Below are 13,658 nucleotides of genomic sequence, written 5' to 3'. Positions count from 1 at the left end.
AAACACTCGCCTTGAAGAAGACTCTCGAACAGGCACTCGCTGTCGCGTCGCCGCGCATTCTGCCGCGTCGCGCGACGCTATCGAGCACGCTGATCCATTCCAGCGTCGTCATGCTGTGGGCACTGCTGTTCGCGCGAGCATTCTTTCTGCGTGGCGCGCTCGCGTGGTCGACCGGTATTGCGTATGTCGTATATGACACGTTGCTGCTCGCGTTCGTCACGTGGAAGTCGTTGCCGCTCACGCGCCGCGCGGCGCCGCTCGAAGTCGACCACGAACGGCGCGAGTTGCCGGGCATGGGTGTCATCGTCGCGTCGCGTAACGAGGCGGCCGTGTTGCCGGTCACGCTCGCCGCGCTGCTGCGCGGCAAACGCACGGCCCCGCGCAGATCGTGATCGCCGACGACGGCTCCACCGACGCCACCGCCGAACTGCTCACGCAACGCTTCGGCCTCACGCCCGCCGCCGATGGCGTGCTGAGCGCGCCGAGCTCGCTGCATCCGAACCTGTTCTGGCTGCGCGTGCCGCACGGCGGCAAGGCCCGCGCGCTGAACGCCGCGATCACCGTGATGACGACCGACACCGTGATGACCGTCGACGCCGACACGCTGCTCGACGACGACGCCACCTACGCGATGCGCGCCGCGTTCGCGAGCGAGCCGTCGCTCGTCGCGGCAGCGGGCATTCTCGTGCCGGTCTGTGGCAAGTCGCTGTCGGGCCGCGTGTTCCAGTGGTTCCAGACCTACGAGTACATGCGCAACTTCATCGCGCGTTTCGCGTGGATGCGCGCGGACAGCCTGCTGCTGATCTCGGGCGCATTCGCGTCGTTCCGGCGCGATGCGCTCGTCGCGGTCGGCGGCTTCGATCCGCAGTGTCTGGTCGAGGATTACGAACTGATTCACCGGCTGCGCCGCTATTCGGTGGATCACGAGCTCGGCTGGGACGTGCGCGTGGTCGGCGAAGCGCATGCGCGCACCGATGCGCCCGACACCCTCGCAAGCTTTCTGCGCCAGCGCCGCCGCTGGTTCGCGGGTTTCCTGCAGACCCAGTACTGGAACCGCGACATGACCGGCAATCGGCGCTACGGCACGCTCGGCATGCTGATGCTGCCAGTCAAGGCGGTCGACACGATGCAGCCGATTTACGGCCTCACGGCATTCGCATTGCTACTCGGTTTTCTGTTCGGCGGACACGGGGCGATCGTCGTGTCGATCTTCAGCGTGATCGGCCTGAAAACGGCCATCGATCTGGCGTTTTACCTGTGGAGCATTCATCTCTACCGGCGCTGGACCGGCGAGCGCAGTGGCAACAGTCTCGGCATGGCGATGCTTGCGGCCGTTGCGGAGCCGTTCACGTTCCAGCTCGCGCGTCATCTGGGTGCCGCGCTCGGCTGGCTGCATTTTCTGCGCGGCGGCCGCGCGTGGGGCGTGCAACGGCGCTCCGGGCTCGTCGCGGTCGACGAGGATTGAGCAGCTCGAAGGGCAGGTCAATGTTTCTGTAGGGCGGGTGTGGTAAAGGTAGCTCGTTCACCCTGATGCGCGCTGCTGCGCAACGTGTGCTGCGACGCATCGCGCATGCCGGCGAAAGTGCCATGCGGCGGCTGCATCAAGTAGACTGGTGAAGATGCCGCACTGCCATGCAGCGCGGCAACCTTCCATCAGCTGGTGCACGGAGGCTTGACCTATGCATGCAGTTCCCCCGCTCGAACAGGAACAGGAATCCGCAGGCGCAACGCTCGCTGCCGCGTCTGCTCAAGCCACTCACGAGGCGCCGGTGCGCGATCTGCGCCGCGTCGCCATTCATCCGGATTACTGGTACCCACTCGCGTGGTCGCATGAAGTGAAGCGCGGCAAGACGCTCGGCGTGACCTTCGCCGGCGATCCGATCGTGCTCGCGCGCACCGAGAGCGGCAAAGTGTTCTCGCTGGAAGATCGCTGCGCGCATCGGCAGGTGCCGCTGCATCAGGGCGTGGTCGACGGCGAATCGATTCGCTGCGGCTATCACGGCTGGACCTACGACTGCTCGGGCAAGTGCATCGACGTGCCGTACCTCGGCCGCGAGCGTCTACCGAACGGTGTGCGCTCGTATCCGTGTCAGGAAGTGGAGGGACTGATCTTCGTGTTTCCCGGCGACGCCGCGCTCGCGGAGGAGCGGCCGTTGCCGGGCTTTCGCTCGGTGTCGGACCCGAAGTACAAGACGCGCCGCTTCGGCCGTCCGGTCAACTGTCATTATTCGTTCATGCACGAGAACCTGATGGACATGAATCATCAGTTCCTGCATCGCCGCCAGATGGGGCGCATGCGCGCGCGTTCGCTCGGGCGGCGACGCGGTGAGGGCTGGGTCGAGGTCGACTACACGTTTGCGCGCATGGAGGGGCAGCAGCCGCTAGGCGAGGCGATGGTGTTCGGCGAGAGGCGCAAGACCGGTGGCTCCGGCGACAAAGACGTGATGACGATCCGCACCGAATACCCATACCAGACCCTGCAAATCCGCAACGACGAGCAGACTCTGGTGATGGACCTGTGGATCGTCTATGTGCCGCTCGACCGTGAGCAGCGCACCAACCGAACGTTCGGGCTGCTGTCGATCCGCAAGCCCGGCATTCCCGGTGTGATGAATCTCGCATGGCCGCTGCTGGTGTGGTTCACCGAGCGCATTTTCAAGGAGGATCGCGAGATCGTCGAGGCGGAGCAGCGCGCCCACGATTCGCAGGGAGCGGACTGGAATCATGAGGTGTTCCCGGTCATCAACGACTTGCGCGCGCTGCTGCGCGAGTGCGGCACGCCGGACCAGGTGGTCGGCGCGGGCACCGGCGATACGGCGGTGATCCGTTTCTGGGATTCGCGCAGCGGCAATCCGCTCGCCCAGACCTGAGCGCGGCGCGGGTGTGTTCACCGGCGCCGCGCACCCCGTCCCGCCACGGCTTTCCCCCTCGCCGGGAATTAATCCATCTCCCCACGGTAGACAATGCGCGGCGCGCGAGCGGCGATAATATCGCCCGGTACTTTTATTGCACGCGAGTTTGCGCCAATCGACATTCGTCGCGTCCGCACCCGTGTACCATTGCGCTTTTTCCGAACTTCAAGACTCGCTCGTGACCACGCAACAAACCCCCACCAACTCGCGTAAATCCCTCACTCTGCTGCAGTTGCTTGGCCTGATCGGCGCCGCTGGCCTGATCGCCTCGATCGCGCTGAATCTGCTGGTCCACGCGCACTGAAGCAGCGCCCGCGTCGCGCGGGCAGCCTTGTGCCGGCGCGCGTCGCCGGCTTTCTCGAGATTTTTGATTGCCATGTACAAGAAGGGCGTAGCCGTAGAAATCCAGTTTTCCCCCGAGCGGCTCAACGACGGCGCCGGCGATCCGTACTGGATCGATCTGACCCACGACGAAGCGCAGCGCCTGCTCGACAGCCTGAAGGCGCGGCTCGCGGGAACCGGTTGCGGCACGGTCGCGCCGCTCGTCGTGAGCCTCGATGCGACGGCGCGCACGTGCGCGCCGGATGCCGCTGCGACCGGTACGCCCGATGCGCCGTCGGCCGCGAACGTCGCCACAGCCGACGACTTCAAGCAATGGGTCTGCGTGATCTGCGGCTGGGTCTACGACGAAGCCGCCGGCGTGCCGGACGAGGGCATCGCGCCGGGCACGCGCTGGGCCGATGTGCCGGCCGACTGGCGCTGCCCGCTGTGCGATGTGGGCAAGGAAGATTTTGCGCTGGTGGAGTTTTAAGCGGCGGGCCGAGGCTCGCCTGATAAACCCGCTCTACGCCGTCCCTTCCGGATAATCCGCCCCCTCGCTCGTCGCTCGCCAGGTGTCGAAATCGCCGCGCAGAAAGTCGAGCTTCCTGTACGCGAGATCGAGCGCGGTCTTGCCGAGCAGCAGACGCAGCGGCGGCGCGTCCGACAACGCCGCATCGATGATCGCCTGCGCGGCTCGCACCGGGTCGCCGGCCTGCTTGCCGCTGCGCGCTTCGGTCTGTTTGCGGCGCTCGCCGGCGGTCGACGCATAGTCGTCGATCAACGTTGCCGACTGCTTGATCGACGGACCCGCCCAGTTGGTGCGAAACGGCCCCGGCTCGACGATCAGCACGCCGATGCCGAGTGGTTTCACTTCCAGCGCGAGCGATTCCGACAGCCCTTCCACAGCGTACTTCGTCGCATGGTAGTAGCCGGTCGCCGCGAAACTCGCAATCCCGCCAATCGACGACACGTTGACGATCAAACCGCTGCGCTGCTCACGCATGATCGGCAGCACGGCCTTCGTGATGTCGACGAGGCCGAACACGTTGGTCTCGAACATCGCGCGGACCTCGCTGTCCTCGCCTTCCTCGATCGCGGCCAGATAACCGTAGCCCGCGTTGTTGACGAGCGCGTCGACGCGGCCGAAATGGCGCTTCGCCTGTGCGACCACGGTTTCAATCTGCGCGCGATTGGTCACGTCGAGCGGCAGCACCAGCGCGCGCTCGCCGTGCCCCTCTGCGATGTCCTTCACTTTCGATGCATCGCGCGCGGTGACGACCGCGCGCCAGCCGCGTTCGAGCACGAGCTTCGCGAGCTCGCGGCCGAAGCCGGTGGAACAGCCTGTGATCAGCCAGACGGGATTGTCTCGATTCATCATTTGGAACACTCCTGTTGAGGGTCTCTGACGTGAAGCCTGGAAAACGGCGCTAAAAACGGCGCCCCGATGCGGCGCAGACGCGCGGCGCGTCGATAATCGGTATGCGGGTGATGTCAGCTCGACGCGTGCCCGGTTCGCGCGGCGGACGGTTCGGGCGGTGGCCCCGCGCGAACGCGCGCGGCGCTGCGCGGATTCGCCGGGCGATGAAGCGGGGACGCCGCCGTGACTGCTATGAATGCGATGACCGTTTGCGGCTGGTGCGGCGCTTCAATTGTAATCGGAGCGCGGCGGCTTCGCTTTGCAGTGCGCCGACGAACGCGTCCGCGAGCGGATGCGCGGGACGGTGCTCGGGACGGATCACGCTGACGCGAAACGGCAGCGACAACGCGAGCGCCCGGATATGCAGATTGTGACCCGCGAAATCGAGCGCGGTCAGCGGATTGACGATCGCAATGCCGAGCCCTTGCCGCACGAAGCTGCACACGGACACCGCGGTCGGCGTTTCGATCAGCAGGCGGCGCGCGATGTCGGCTCGCGCGAACGCTTCGTCGATTTGCAGGCGGTATGGATCGTTCGCGGACAGGCTGATGAACGCCTGATCGGTGAAATCTTTCAATGCGATCACGCGTTTCGCGAGCAGCGGGTGAGCGTCGGGCAGCACACACACTTCATCGACGGCGATGAGTGGCGTGAGCCGCGTGCCGGGCGGCGGCGCGTCGTGCTCGGTGAGGCCGAGGTCGTAGCGCTGCGCGGTCAGCCATTCTTCGAGAAACGGCGACTCCTGCGTCGCGATCGATACGCTGACGCCCGGCTGCACATCGTGAAAGCGTTTGACGGCGCCTGGCAGGATCGAATGCGAAAACACCGGCAGCGCGATCACGGACAGCTGGCCACCCTTGAATTCGCGCAGCGCGGCCGCGGTCGACGCGACGCGTTCGAGCCCGACGTACGCGCGCTTGATCTCGTCGAACAGCGTCAGCGCGGATTGCGTGGGACGCAGCCGGCCCTGCACTCGCTCGAACAACGCGAAGCCGATGCGTTGTTCCATGCGCGCGAGTTCGCGGCTCACGGTGGGCTGCGACGTGAACAGCATCTCGGCTGCCTTGGTCACGCTGCCGGCCGTCATCAGCGCGCGGAAGATTTCGATGTGCCGGTGCGTGAGCGCCATGGCGGGTCCGTGGTATATCAAAAGTGAATAGGCGAGCAATAGACTGGTATTTTACTGAATGATCGCCGCGGATCATCATGTCGGCTATCGCTTTCGCAAAGCTTCGACATGCAACCGACCATGACGCCATTCGACTCCCGTCAACTCGCCGACCTCGCGCGCCAGCACGGCACGCCGCTATGGGCCTATGACGCCGACACGATCCGCCAGCGCATCGCGCAGTTGCGCAGTTTCGACACGATCCGCTACGCGCAGAAGGCCTGTTCGAACGTGCACATCCTGAAGCTGATGCGCGACGAAGGCGTGATGCTCGATGCGGTCTCTTTGGGTGAACTCGCGCGCAGTTTTGCCGCGGGCTATGCGGCTCAACCCGCATCGAACGGGGGGCCCGAAGGCGTCGTCTTCACCGCCGACGTGCTCGACCACGCGACGCTTGCCACCGTGCTCGACGAGCGAATCACGGTCAACGCCGGCTCGCCCGACATGCTAGAACGGCTCGGGAGACACGCGAGCGAAGGCCATCGCGTGTGGCTGCGCATCAATCCCGGCTTCGGTCACGGCCACAGCAGCAAGACCAACACAGGCGGCGAGCACAGCAAGCACGGCATCTGGCGCGATGACCTGCCACGCGCGCTCGAACTGGTGCGGCGCTATCGGTTGAAGCTCGTCGGGCTGCATATGCATATCGGCTCGGGTGTCGATTACGCGCATCTCGCGAAAGTATGCGATGCGATGGTCGATGCGGTGTCGCAACTCGATCAGGATATCGAGGCGATTTCCGCGGGTGGTGGTTTGTCGGTGCCGTATCGCGATGGCGAGCTGAGTGTCGATACCGCGCATTATTTCCGGCTGTGGGACGACGCGCGGCGCCGCATCGAAGCACGCGTCGGGCATCGCGTGCGACTCGAAATCGAACCGGGGCGCTTTCTGGTCGCGCAGGCAGGTGTACTCGTCGCCGAAGTGCACGCGCTGAACCGGCGGCCGTCGCGGCAATTCGCGTTGCTCGATGCGGGCTTCAACGACCTGGTGCGGCCGTCGTACTACGGCAGTTATCACGAGATCAGCGTGCTTCGGCGCAACGGCACGCCGAGCGATGCGCCGGCCGGCTCGTTCAGCGTGGCGGGGCCACTGTGCGAAGCCGGCGACGTGTTCACCCAGGCGCAAGGCGGTGTCGTCACGAGCCGGTCGATGCCCGCGCCTCGAGTGGGCGACCTGCTCGTGTTCCATGACACGGGCGCGTACGGCGCGTCGATGTCATCGAACTACAACAGCCGGCCGCTCGCGCCCGAGGTGCTGATCGAGCGTGGCAACGCGCGGCTGATCCGGCGCAGGCAGCGCATCGAAGAATTGATAGCGCTCGAAGCAACGGCGGCTTGAGCGGCGCGTTGGAGTTCAACGCTCAACGCTCAATGCGCCCGCACCGCGCGCGTGTACGACGCGATCATCGTCGCGAACTCCTGCGCGGCTGGGGTCAGTGGAATCGCGGCGCGTTGCAGCAGACAGACGTTCTGCTGCAACGCGCGCTCGCGCACGGGGATCGTTGTCAGCACGTCCGCGAACGGCCCCCGCTTCGCGATGACCGATGATTCGAGCGACAGGCAATCGGTCGCGGCAACCAGGTGCAGCGTCTCGTACAAGCCCTCGACGGTCGCGACGATCTTCGGCGGCGGCAAGCCGTAGCTGTCGAACAGATGGCTCAACCGGTTGACGTGCGGCTCCTCGGTCAGATTCGGCGAGCGCGTCGTCACCCACGTGCAATCGACGAGTTCGGCGAGCGACTTCGCGCGCGCCTTCGGATGACCGCGCCGGCACACGATCACCGGGTCAGACGGATAGAGCAGCGTGACCGACAGATCGGCGGTGTCGGTCTGCTTCGATACGAGCGCGACAGCGAAATCCAGCGTTCCTTCGCGGATCCACGAAATCATCATGCGCGACGTGCCCGTGCGCAGATGCACGGCGACGCGCTCGAAGCGCGCACGAAATTCCATCAACACGGGCGCGAACGCGTCGACGAGCGGCTCTGTCGTCATGCCGAACGTGACCTCGCCCACGTAGTCGCCGCGCAGTTGCCGCACGTCCTCCTCGGCACGCTCGCATTCACCGAGGATCGCGCCGGCCCGCTGCAGCAGCCGCTGGCCCAGCGCGGTCAGCGCAATGCCGCGATTGGTGCGCGTGAACAGCGTTGCGCCGAGCATCGATTCGAGGTTCTGCAACTGCTGCGTGATGCCGCTTTGCGCGATGCCGAGCGCGCGCGACGCCGCGCGGATGCTGCCATGCTCGGCGACCGCCGTGAACGCGCGCAGCTGGGAAATCGTCAATGCCATGGCGACAGGGTCTGGTGATCGGTAAAAGTGATCATGATAGTCCGAACGAGACTTCTTTGAGGCGCCACCGCGGCTTACGATCACGCTGTCCTGATCCGCTCATCGTCGCCTTCCATGAAAACTCCACTGATGACTCTCTGCGCCGCGCTGGCTTTCAGCAGCGGCGCGTTCGCCGCTGACGCCAACACGTTGCGCCTCGGCAACGATCCGACCTATCCGCCGATGGACTCGAAGGCGCCCGCTGGCAGCCTGAAGGGCTTCGACGTCGATCTCGGCAACGAGATTTGCCGGCGCATCCACGCGCATTGTCAGTGGGTCGAACTCGAGTTTTCGGGCATGATTCCGGCGCTGCAGGCGCGCAAGATCGACGCGGTGGTGTCGTCGATGGCGATCACCGAGAAGCGCGAGCAGCAGATTCTGTTTTCGTCGAAGTTGTTCCAGTTCAGGTCGCGGCTGATCGCGCGGCAAGGCTCGTCGCTTGCGCCTACGGCGAGCGGACTTGCCGGCAAGCAGATCGGCGTGCAGTCGGGCACGCAGTTCGAAGGCTACGCGCTGAAGAACTGGACGCCGCTCGGCGCGAACGTGGTCGCCTACAAAAGCCAGGACGAGGTGTTCGCCGATCTGCAGAACGGCCGGCTCGACGGCGCGTTGCTCGGCACCGTCGAGGCCGATTACGGCTTCCTGCGCACGCCCGCGGGCAAGGGCTTCGCGTTTGTCGGCGAGCCGCTTTCGATGGGAGATCGCGGCGTCGGCATCGGCTTGCGCAAGGACGAAACCGCGGTGCAGGCATCGATCGACGCGGCGATCGCGTCGATGCGCAAAGACGGCACCTATGCGCAGATCGCGAAGAAGTACTTCGACTTCGATCCGTACGGCAATTGATCCAGATTTCCAACATTATCTTCACGGCTTTCCATTCATGAACAGGCAATCGATTCCGCTTCTGTCGCCAGCAATCGGCACGCACCGCGAACTGGTGTCGTTTCATTTCGGCCCGGCCAATAGCTGGCAGAAGATCTATATCCAGGCGTCGCTGCACGCCGACGAAACGCCGGCGATGCTGACCACGGTGCTGCTGAAGCGGCGTCTGCGGGAGCTCGAGGAAGCCGGCGCGCTGAGCGCTCAAATCGTGCTCGTGCCGGTGTCGAATCCGGTCGGGCTTAGTCAATACGTGCTCGGGCAGTTCATCGGCCGATTCGATCTCGGCAGTGGCAAGAACTTCAACCGGCATTTCGTGCAGTTCGCAAAGCTCGTCGCGAATGCGAAAGAGGCGCTCGGCGCAGACGCGAACGAGAACCGCCGCATCGTGCGCGAGCTGCTTGCGGCCGAACTCGCGCAACAGAAGCCGCTGACCGAATTCGAGTCGCTGCAACTGGCGCTCTTGAAGTTGTCGTGCGACGCGGACGTCGTGATCGATCTGCATTGCTCGCTCGAAGCGGCGATGCATGTGTACACGAGCGAAGCCGCTTGGGCCGAGTTCGAGCCGCTGTCGTGCTATCTCGGCGCAGAGGCGTCGTTGCTCGCGACCGATTCGGGCGGCGGCGCGTTCGACGAAACCCACAGCCTGCTGTGGTGGACGTTGCAGCAGCAGATGCCGGCGAGCAAGCCGGTGCCGACCGGCTCGATCGCGGTGACGGTCGAATGCCGCGGCCAGCGCGACGTGTCGTATGAAGTCGCGCAGCAGGATGCCGACGCGCTCGTCGACTATCTGATGTGGCGCGGCGCGATTCGGGGCGAGGCCAAGCCGTTGCCGCCGCTGCTGTCGCCGGCGACGCCGCTCGCGGGCAGCGAGCAGTTCTCTGCGCCGGTGAGCGGGATTCTCGTGCACCGCGCGAAGATCGGCGACAAGATCCGCGTCGGCCAGCCGCTGTTCGATATCGTCGATCCGCTGACCGACGAGACGACCACGATCGCGAGCCAGACCGAAGGGGTGCTGTACATGCGGCGCGCGATCCGTTTCGTGACGGCCGGTGCGCCGCTCGGTCGCGTGACCGGCACGCGGCCGATCCGAACGGGCGTGTTGCTGGGCGCCTGATCGCGTAACGGCTATGCCGGACTCGGCATCCAGGGGCCACCTCGACGCCTCGCGCGACGGTGCTGACGTGCGCCTCAGCCGCCTTGCCGCGAAGTAGCCGGCGCCGCCCGGCCGGCGATCCGGCGCCTCGCCTGTTGTGCGGATTTAATCTCTTTCAGCCACGAAAAAGCCCAAGCCCGCCTCCGGATAAAAGCCGATACTCGTCGTCATACTCAACGTGTGTCGGCGCGGCCGGCTTTTTGAAGGAGACGGACAAAGTGAGCAAGGCTATCCAATGGAGCGGGGTGTTTCCCGCCGTCAGCACCCAGTTCAAGCCGGATTTTTCGCTAGACATCGACGCGACGCACCGCGTGGTCAGCAATCTCGTCAGGGACGGCGTGTCGGGTCTGGTGGTCTGCGGCACGGTTGGCGAAAATACCTCGCTGAGCACGTCGGAAAAACTGCAGGCGATCGAGGCCGCGTGCGACGCGGCTGGCGGCAAGGTGCCGGTCGTCGCGGGTGTCGCCGAGTTCACGACCGAGTTCGCGCGGCAGACGGTGCGTGAAGCCGCGCGTGTCGGCGTCGACGGAGTGATGGTCATGCCGGCGCTCGTCTATTCCGCGAAGCCGCACGAAACCGCCGCGCATTTCCGCTCGGTCGCGAGCAGCACCGATCTGCCGGTGATGATCTACAACAACCCGCCGATCTACAAGAACGACGTCACGCCGGACGTGCTGATCGCACTGCAGGACTGCGAGAACATCGTCTGCTTCAAGGATTCGTCGGGCGATACGCGACGCTTCATCGATCTGCGCAACGCGGTGGGCGACCGCTTCGTGCTGTTCGCCGGCCTCGACGACGTCGTCGTCGAAAGCATCGCGGTCGGTGCGCAAGGGTGGGTGTCGGGCATGTCGAACGCGTTCCCGAAGGAGGGCGAGACGCTGTTCCGCCTCGCCACGCAGAAGCGTTTCGATGAAGCGCTGTCGCTGTACCGCTGGTTCATGCCGCTGTTGCACCTCGACGCGCGCCCCGACCTCGTGCAATGCATCAAGCTGTGCGAGGAACTGCTCGGCCGCGGTAGCGCCGTCACGCGTCCGCCGCGCCTCGCGCTGCAAGGCGACGCGCTCGCCGAAGTCAAAGACATCGTCGCCAAGGCGCTCGCCACGCGTCCGGCGCTGCCGGACGTCGGTCTCTAAGCACCGCGTTTCAATACGAGCCTCAAGAAACATCGGCACCCTGTCCGCCACGTAGGCGGGACGGGAAGCCGAATCAGACCGCAAGTAAGCGGGGCTGCCGGTTGTTGCCTCAACTCGCGCTCAGCACCGGCGCAACCGCAGCCGGATCGCTGATACTCGGCCGGCCGTTCTCGACGTGACCGGCAAAGCGGCGCGAGAAGCTCGCGTCGTCACTGCTCGTCACCGTCAGGTCGTACCAGTGATGGCTCGACGCAAGCACCCAGCCTTCTTCGATACGCGCATTGGCCGGCACGACCACGGTGCGCGGGCGCGCGCCGTACGCGTTGTCGATCACCGTCAGATGCGCGATGCCGCCGCCGCTGTTGGTGAACTTCAGGAACACGTTGCCATTCGCGACGTCGTATTGCGCGGTCACTTCAGGCCGCGCCGGCTGGTTGTCGCCATGACCGTTGCCATGGCCATTCTGCGTGCTTTGCGTGCTCGCCTGGGTGTTGCCCGCGAACTTGCGCACGAAGCCGTTCGGGCCGAACACGTCGAATGCATACACGCCGTTCGTCGTGCTCAGGTCGAACGTGTCGCTGAGCGACTTGCCCGCTTCGACCGTGTAGCGCCACGGACCGTCGGTGCGATTCGTCGCGTACACGTAGAAGTGCGCGCCCTGGTCGCCGGTGTTGCCGATCGTGATTTCGAACGTGTCGTTGCCCGCGTTCGCCGCGCCGTTCACATGCAGTTCGTACGGCAACGCCCGCGCGAAACGGATGCCCGCTTCCTGCGCATCGACCGGAGTCGGCGTCGTCGGCACGGTCGGCTTCGGTTGCGTCTTGCACTGGTTGTCGGCCATGCTCATGTAGTTGCTGGTGTCCGGCAGCGACGGCATCTGCGCATCCGGCGTGCGGAAGTCGAACGCGGTGGTCAGGTCGCCGCATACCGCGCGACGCCATGCCGTGATGTTCGGCTCATGCACGCCGAAGCGCGTTTCGATGAAGCGGATCACCGACGTGTGATCGAACACCTGCGAGCACACGAAGCCACCCTTGGTCCACGGCGACACGATCGTCATCGGCACGCGCGGGCCGAGGCCGTACGGATAGCCGTCGGCGGTGTAGCTGCCGCCGCGCAGCGGATTGACGACATTGTGGATCTCGCCGTCGGTCGTCACCGTCGACTTGCCCTGCGCGGACGTCGTCGGCGGTTGCGGCGGCACGAGGTGATCGAAGAAGCCGTCGTTCTCGTCGTACATGATGAAGAGCACGGTCTTGCTCCACACCTCGGGGTTTGACGTCAGCGCGTCGAGAATCTGCGACGTGTATTCGGCGCCGTACGCGGGCGTGTAGCTCGGATGCTCCGAGTAGGCGGCCGGCGGGCACAGCCACGACACCTGCGGCAGCCGGTTCGCGAGCACGTCGGCTTTCAGGTCGTCGATCGTGCGCACGGTTTGCGCGCGCTCGTAGAGCGGCGAACCCGGCTGCGCGTTGATGAAGTTCGTGAAATTCTGCAGGATGTTGGTGCCGTAATTGCCGTTCAGCGGATCGACGCCCGACGTGCCCTGCTGATAGATCTGCCACGAAATGCCCGCGGCCTGAAGACGCTCCGGATACGTGGTCCACGACAGCAACTGATAGTTCGGCGGACCATCGCCGTCGACCCAGTCGTTGTTGTCGAGCAGCGGGCCGCCCATCGTGCCGGTCGGGTCGACCATGCCGGTCATCAGATACGCGCGGTTCGGGTGCGTCGGTCCCGGCAACGAGCAGAAGTACGCATCGCAGATCGTGAAGGCGTCGGCGAGCGCGTAGTGGAACGGGATGTCGCTACGCAGGTGGTAGCCCATCGTCATGTCGGTCTTGTTGGCGGGCCACTGGTCGTAGCGGCCGCCGTCGATCGCGTAGTGAGTCTTGTACCACGTGTGATCGAGATCGCCGACGCACTGCGCGCTCGTCGTCGCGGTGTTCAGATGGAACGGCAGCACCGGCTTGGTCGGGTCTTCCTTCGACGGCTGATTCCACACCGGCAGGCCGCTCGGCAGTGGAATCGGGAAGCGGTCGTTGTAGCCGCGCACGCCGCGCAGATGGCCGAAGTAGTGGTCGAACGAGCGGTTCTCCTGCATGAACACGACGATGTGCTCGATATCGCGAATCGTGCCCGTGCGCGAAAACGCGGGCACGGCGAGCGCGTTGCGGATCGACTCGGGCAATGCGGTCATCGCGGCGGCGGCGCCCGCGGATGACGCCACGGTTTGCAGGAAACGGCGACGGCTAGTTGATGTCATCGAATATCACCTTCTGCGTAGGGGAAGAATGGCGCGCGTGAGCGCGCTTTGGGGTGTTTCGTTGTCGGTTACGCGT

At 65.2% G+C, this 13,658-nt stretch carries 11 protein-coding genes and 1 pseudogene; 8 read left to right on the top strand and 4 right to left on the bottom strand.

Going from position 1 to position 13,658, the window contains the following annotated elements; genetic code table 11:
- The first annotated feature begins 11 nt into the window (after positions 1-11).
- The 4 genes and pseudogenes from OKW41_RS03205 (at position 12) to OKW41_RS03190 (ending at position 3,723) form a co-directional block, all read left to right on the top strand.
- A pseudogene (locus OKW41_RS03205) lies at positions 12-1,465 on the top strand (glycosyltransferase family 2 protein).
- Positions 1,466-1,679: 214 nt separating this feature from the next.
- Positions 1,680-2,870 carry a Rieske 2Fe-2S domain-containing protein gene (locus OKW41_RS03200; RefSeq protein ID WP_429571562.1) on the top strand — a complete coding sequence of 397 codons (1,191 nt, stop codon included), beginning with the start codon at positions 1,680-1,682 and terminating at the stop codon, positions 2,868-2,870.
- A 220-nt stretch (positions 2,871-3,090) separates the two neighbouring features.
- Complete coding sequence (locus OKW41_RS03195; protein WP_260327592.1) at positions 3,091-3,216, top strand: hypothetical protein; 126 nt, start codon at positions 3,091-3,093, stop codon at positions 3,214-3,216.
- A 72-nt stretch (positions 3,217-3,288) separates the two neighbouring features.
- On the top strand, positions 3,289-3,723 hold the full coding sequence (locus OKW41_RS03190; protein ID WP_429571561.1) for a rubredoxin: 435 nt from the start codon (positions 3,289-3,291) through the stop codon (positions 3,721-3,723).
- Between the two features lie 33 nt (positions 3,724-3,756).
- Here the strand turns inward: OKW41_RS03190 and OKW41_RS03185 are convergent, their stop codons facing one another.
- Both OKW41_RS03185 and OKW41_RS03180 read right to left on the bottom strand, forming a co-directional pair.
- Positions 3,757-4,611 carry an oxidoreductase gene (locus OKW41_RS03185; RefSeq protein ID WP_429403929.1) on the bottom strand — a complete coding sequence of 285 codons (855 nt, stop codon included), beginning with the start codon at positions 4,609-4,611 and terminating at the stop codon, positions 3,757-3,759.
- 229 nt (positions 4,612-4,840) lie between these two features.
- On the bottom strand, positions 4,841-5,779 hold the full coding sequence (locus OKW41_RS03180; RefSeq protein WP_429571560.1) for a LysR family transcriptional regulator: 939 nt from the start codon (positions 5,777-5,779) through the stop codon (positions 4,841-4,843).
- A 120-nt stretch (positions 5,780-5,899) separates the two neighbouring features.
- Between OKW41_RS03180 and lysA the strand changes: the two genes are divergently transcribed.
- A complete protein-coding gene (lysA, locus tag OKW41_RS03175) occupies positions 5,900-7,156 on the top strand; it encodes a diaminopimelate decarboxylase (RefSeq protein ID WP_429571559.1) in 1,257 nt (418 codons plus the stop codon).
- Between the two features lie 29 nt (positions 7,157-7,185).
- Here lysA and OKW41_RS03170 read toward each other — a convergent pair whose 3' ends face one another.
- Complete coding sequence (locus tag OKW41_RS03170; RefSeq protein ID WP_429571558.1) at positions 7,186-8,106, bottom strand: LysR substrate-binding domain-containing protein; 921 nt, start codon at positions 8,104-8,106, stop codon at positions 7,186-7,188.
- Positions 8,107-8,220: 114 nt separating this feature from the next.
- Between OKW41_RS03170 and OKW41_RS03165 the strand changes: the two genes are divergently transcribed.
- The 3 genes from OKW41_RS03165 to OKW41_RS03155 all read left to right on the top strand — a co-directional run bounded on the left by OKW41_RS03165 (position 8,221) and on the right by OKW41_RS03155 (position 11,316).
- Positions 8,221-8,988, top strand: coding sequence for a transporter substrate-binding domain-containing protein (locus tag OKW41_RS03165; protein WP_429571557.1), 768 nt, complete (start codon positions 8,221-8,223; stop codon positions 8,986-8,988).
- Between the two features lie 37 nt (positions 8,989-9,025).
- On the top strand, positions 9,026-10,141 hold the full coding sequence (locus OKW41_RS03160; RefSeq protein ID WP_429571556.1) for a succinylglutamate desuccinylase/aspartoacylase family protein: 1,116 nt from the start codon (positions 9,026-9,028) through the stop codon (positions 10,139-10,141).
- A gap of 257 nt (positions 10,142-10,398) precedes the next feature.
- Positions 10,399-11,316: a dihydrodipicolinate synthase family protein gene (locus tag OKW41_RS03155; RefSeq protein ID WP_429571555.1), complete on the top strand. Its 918-nt coding sequence runs from the start codon at positions 10,399-10,401 to the stop codon at positions 11,314-11,316.
- Between the two features lie 109 nt (positions 11,317-11,425).
- Here OKW41_RS03155 and OKW41_RS03150 read toward each other — a convergent pair whose 3' ends face one another.
- Positions 11,426-13,582, bottom strand: coding sequence for a phosphocholine-specific phospholipase C (locus OKW41_RS03150; protein WP_429571554.1), 2,157 nt, complete (start codon positions 13,580-13,582; stop codon positions 11,426-11,428).
- Positions 13,583-13,658: the final 76 nt, after the last annotated feature.

Origin of the sequence: Paraburkholderia sp. UCT70, assembly GCF_050434085.1 — a bacterium.
In the GTDB taxonomy this organism is placed as follows: domain Bacteria; phylum Pseudomonadota; class Gammaproteobacteria; order Burkholderiales; family Burkholderiaceae; genus Paraburkholderia; species Paraburkholderia tuberum.
The sequence above is the reverse complement of the archived record's forward strand: the minus strand, read 5'-3'. Positions and strand labels throughout refer to the sequence as shown.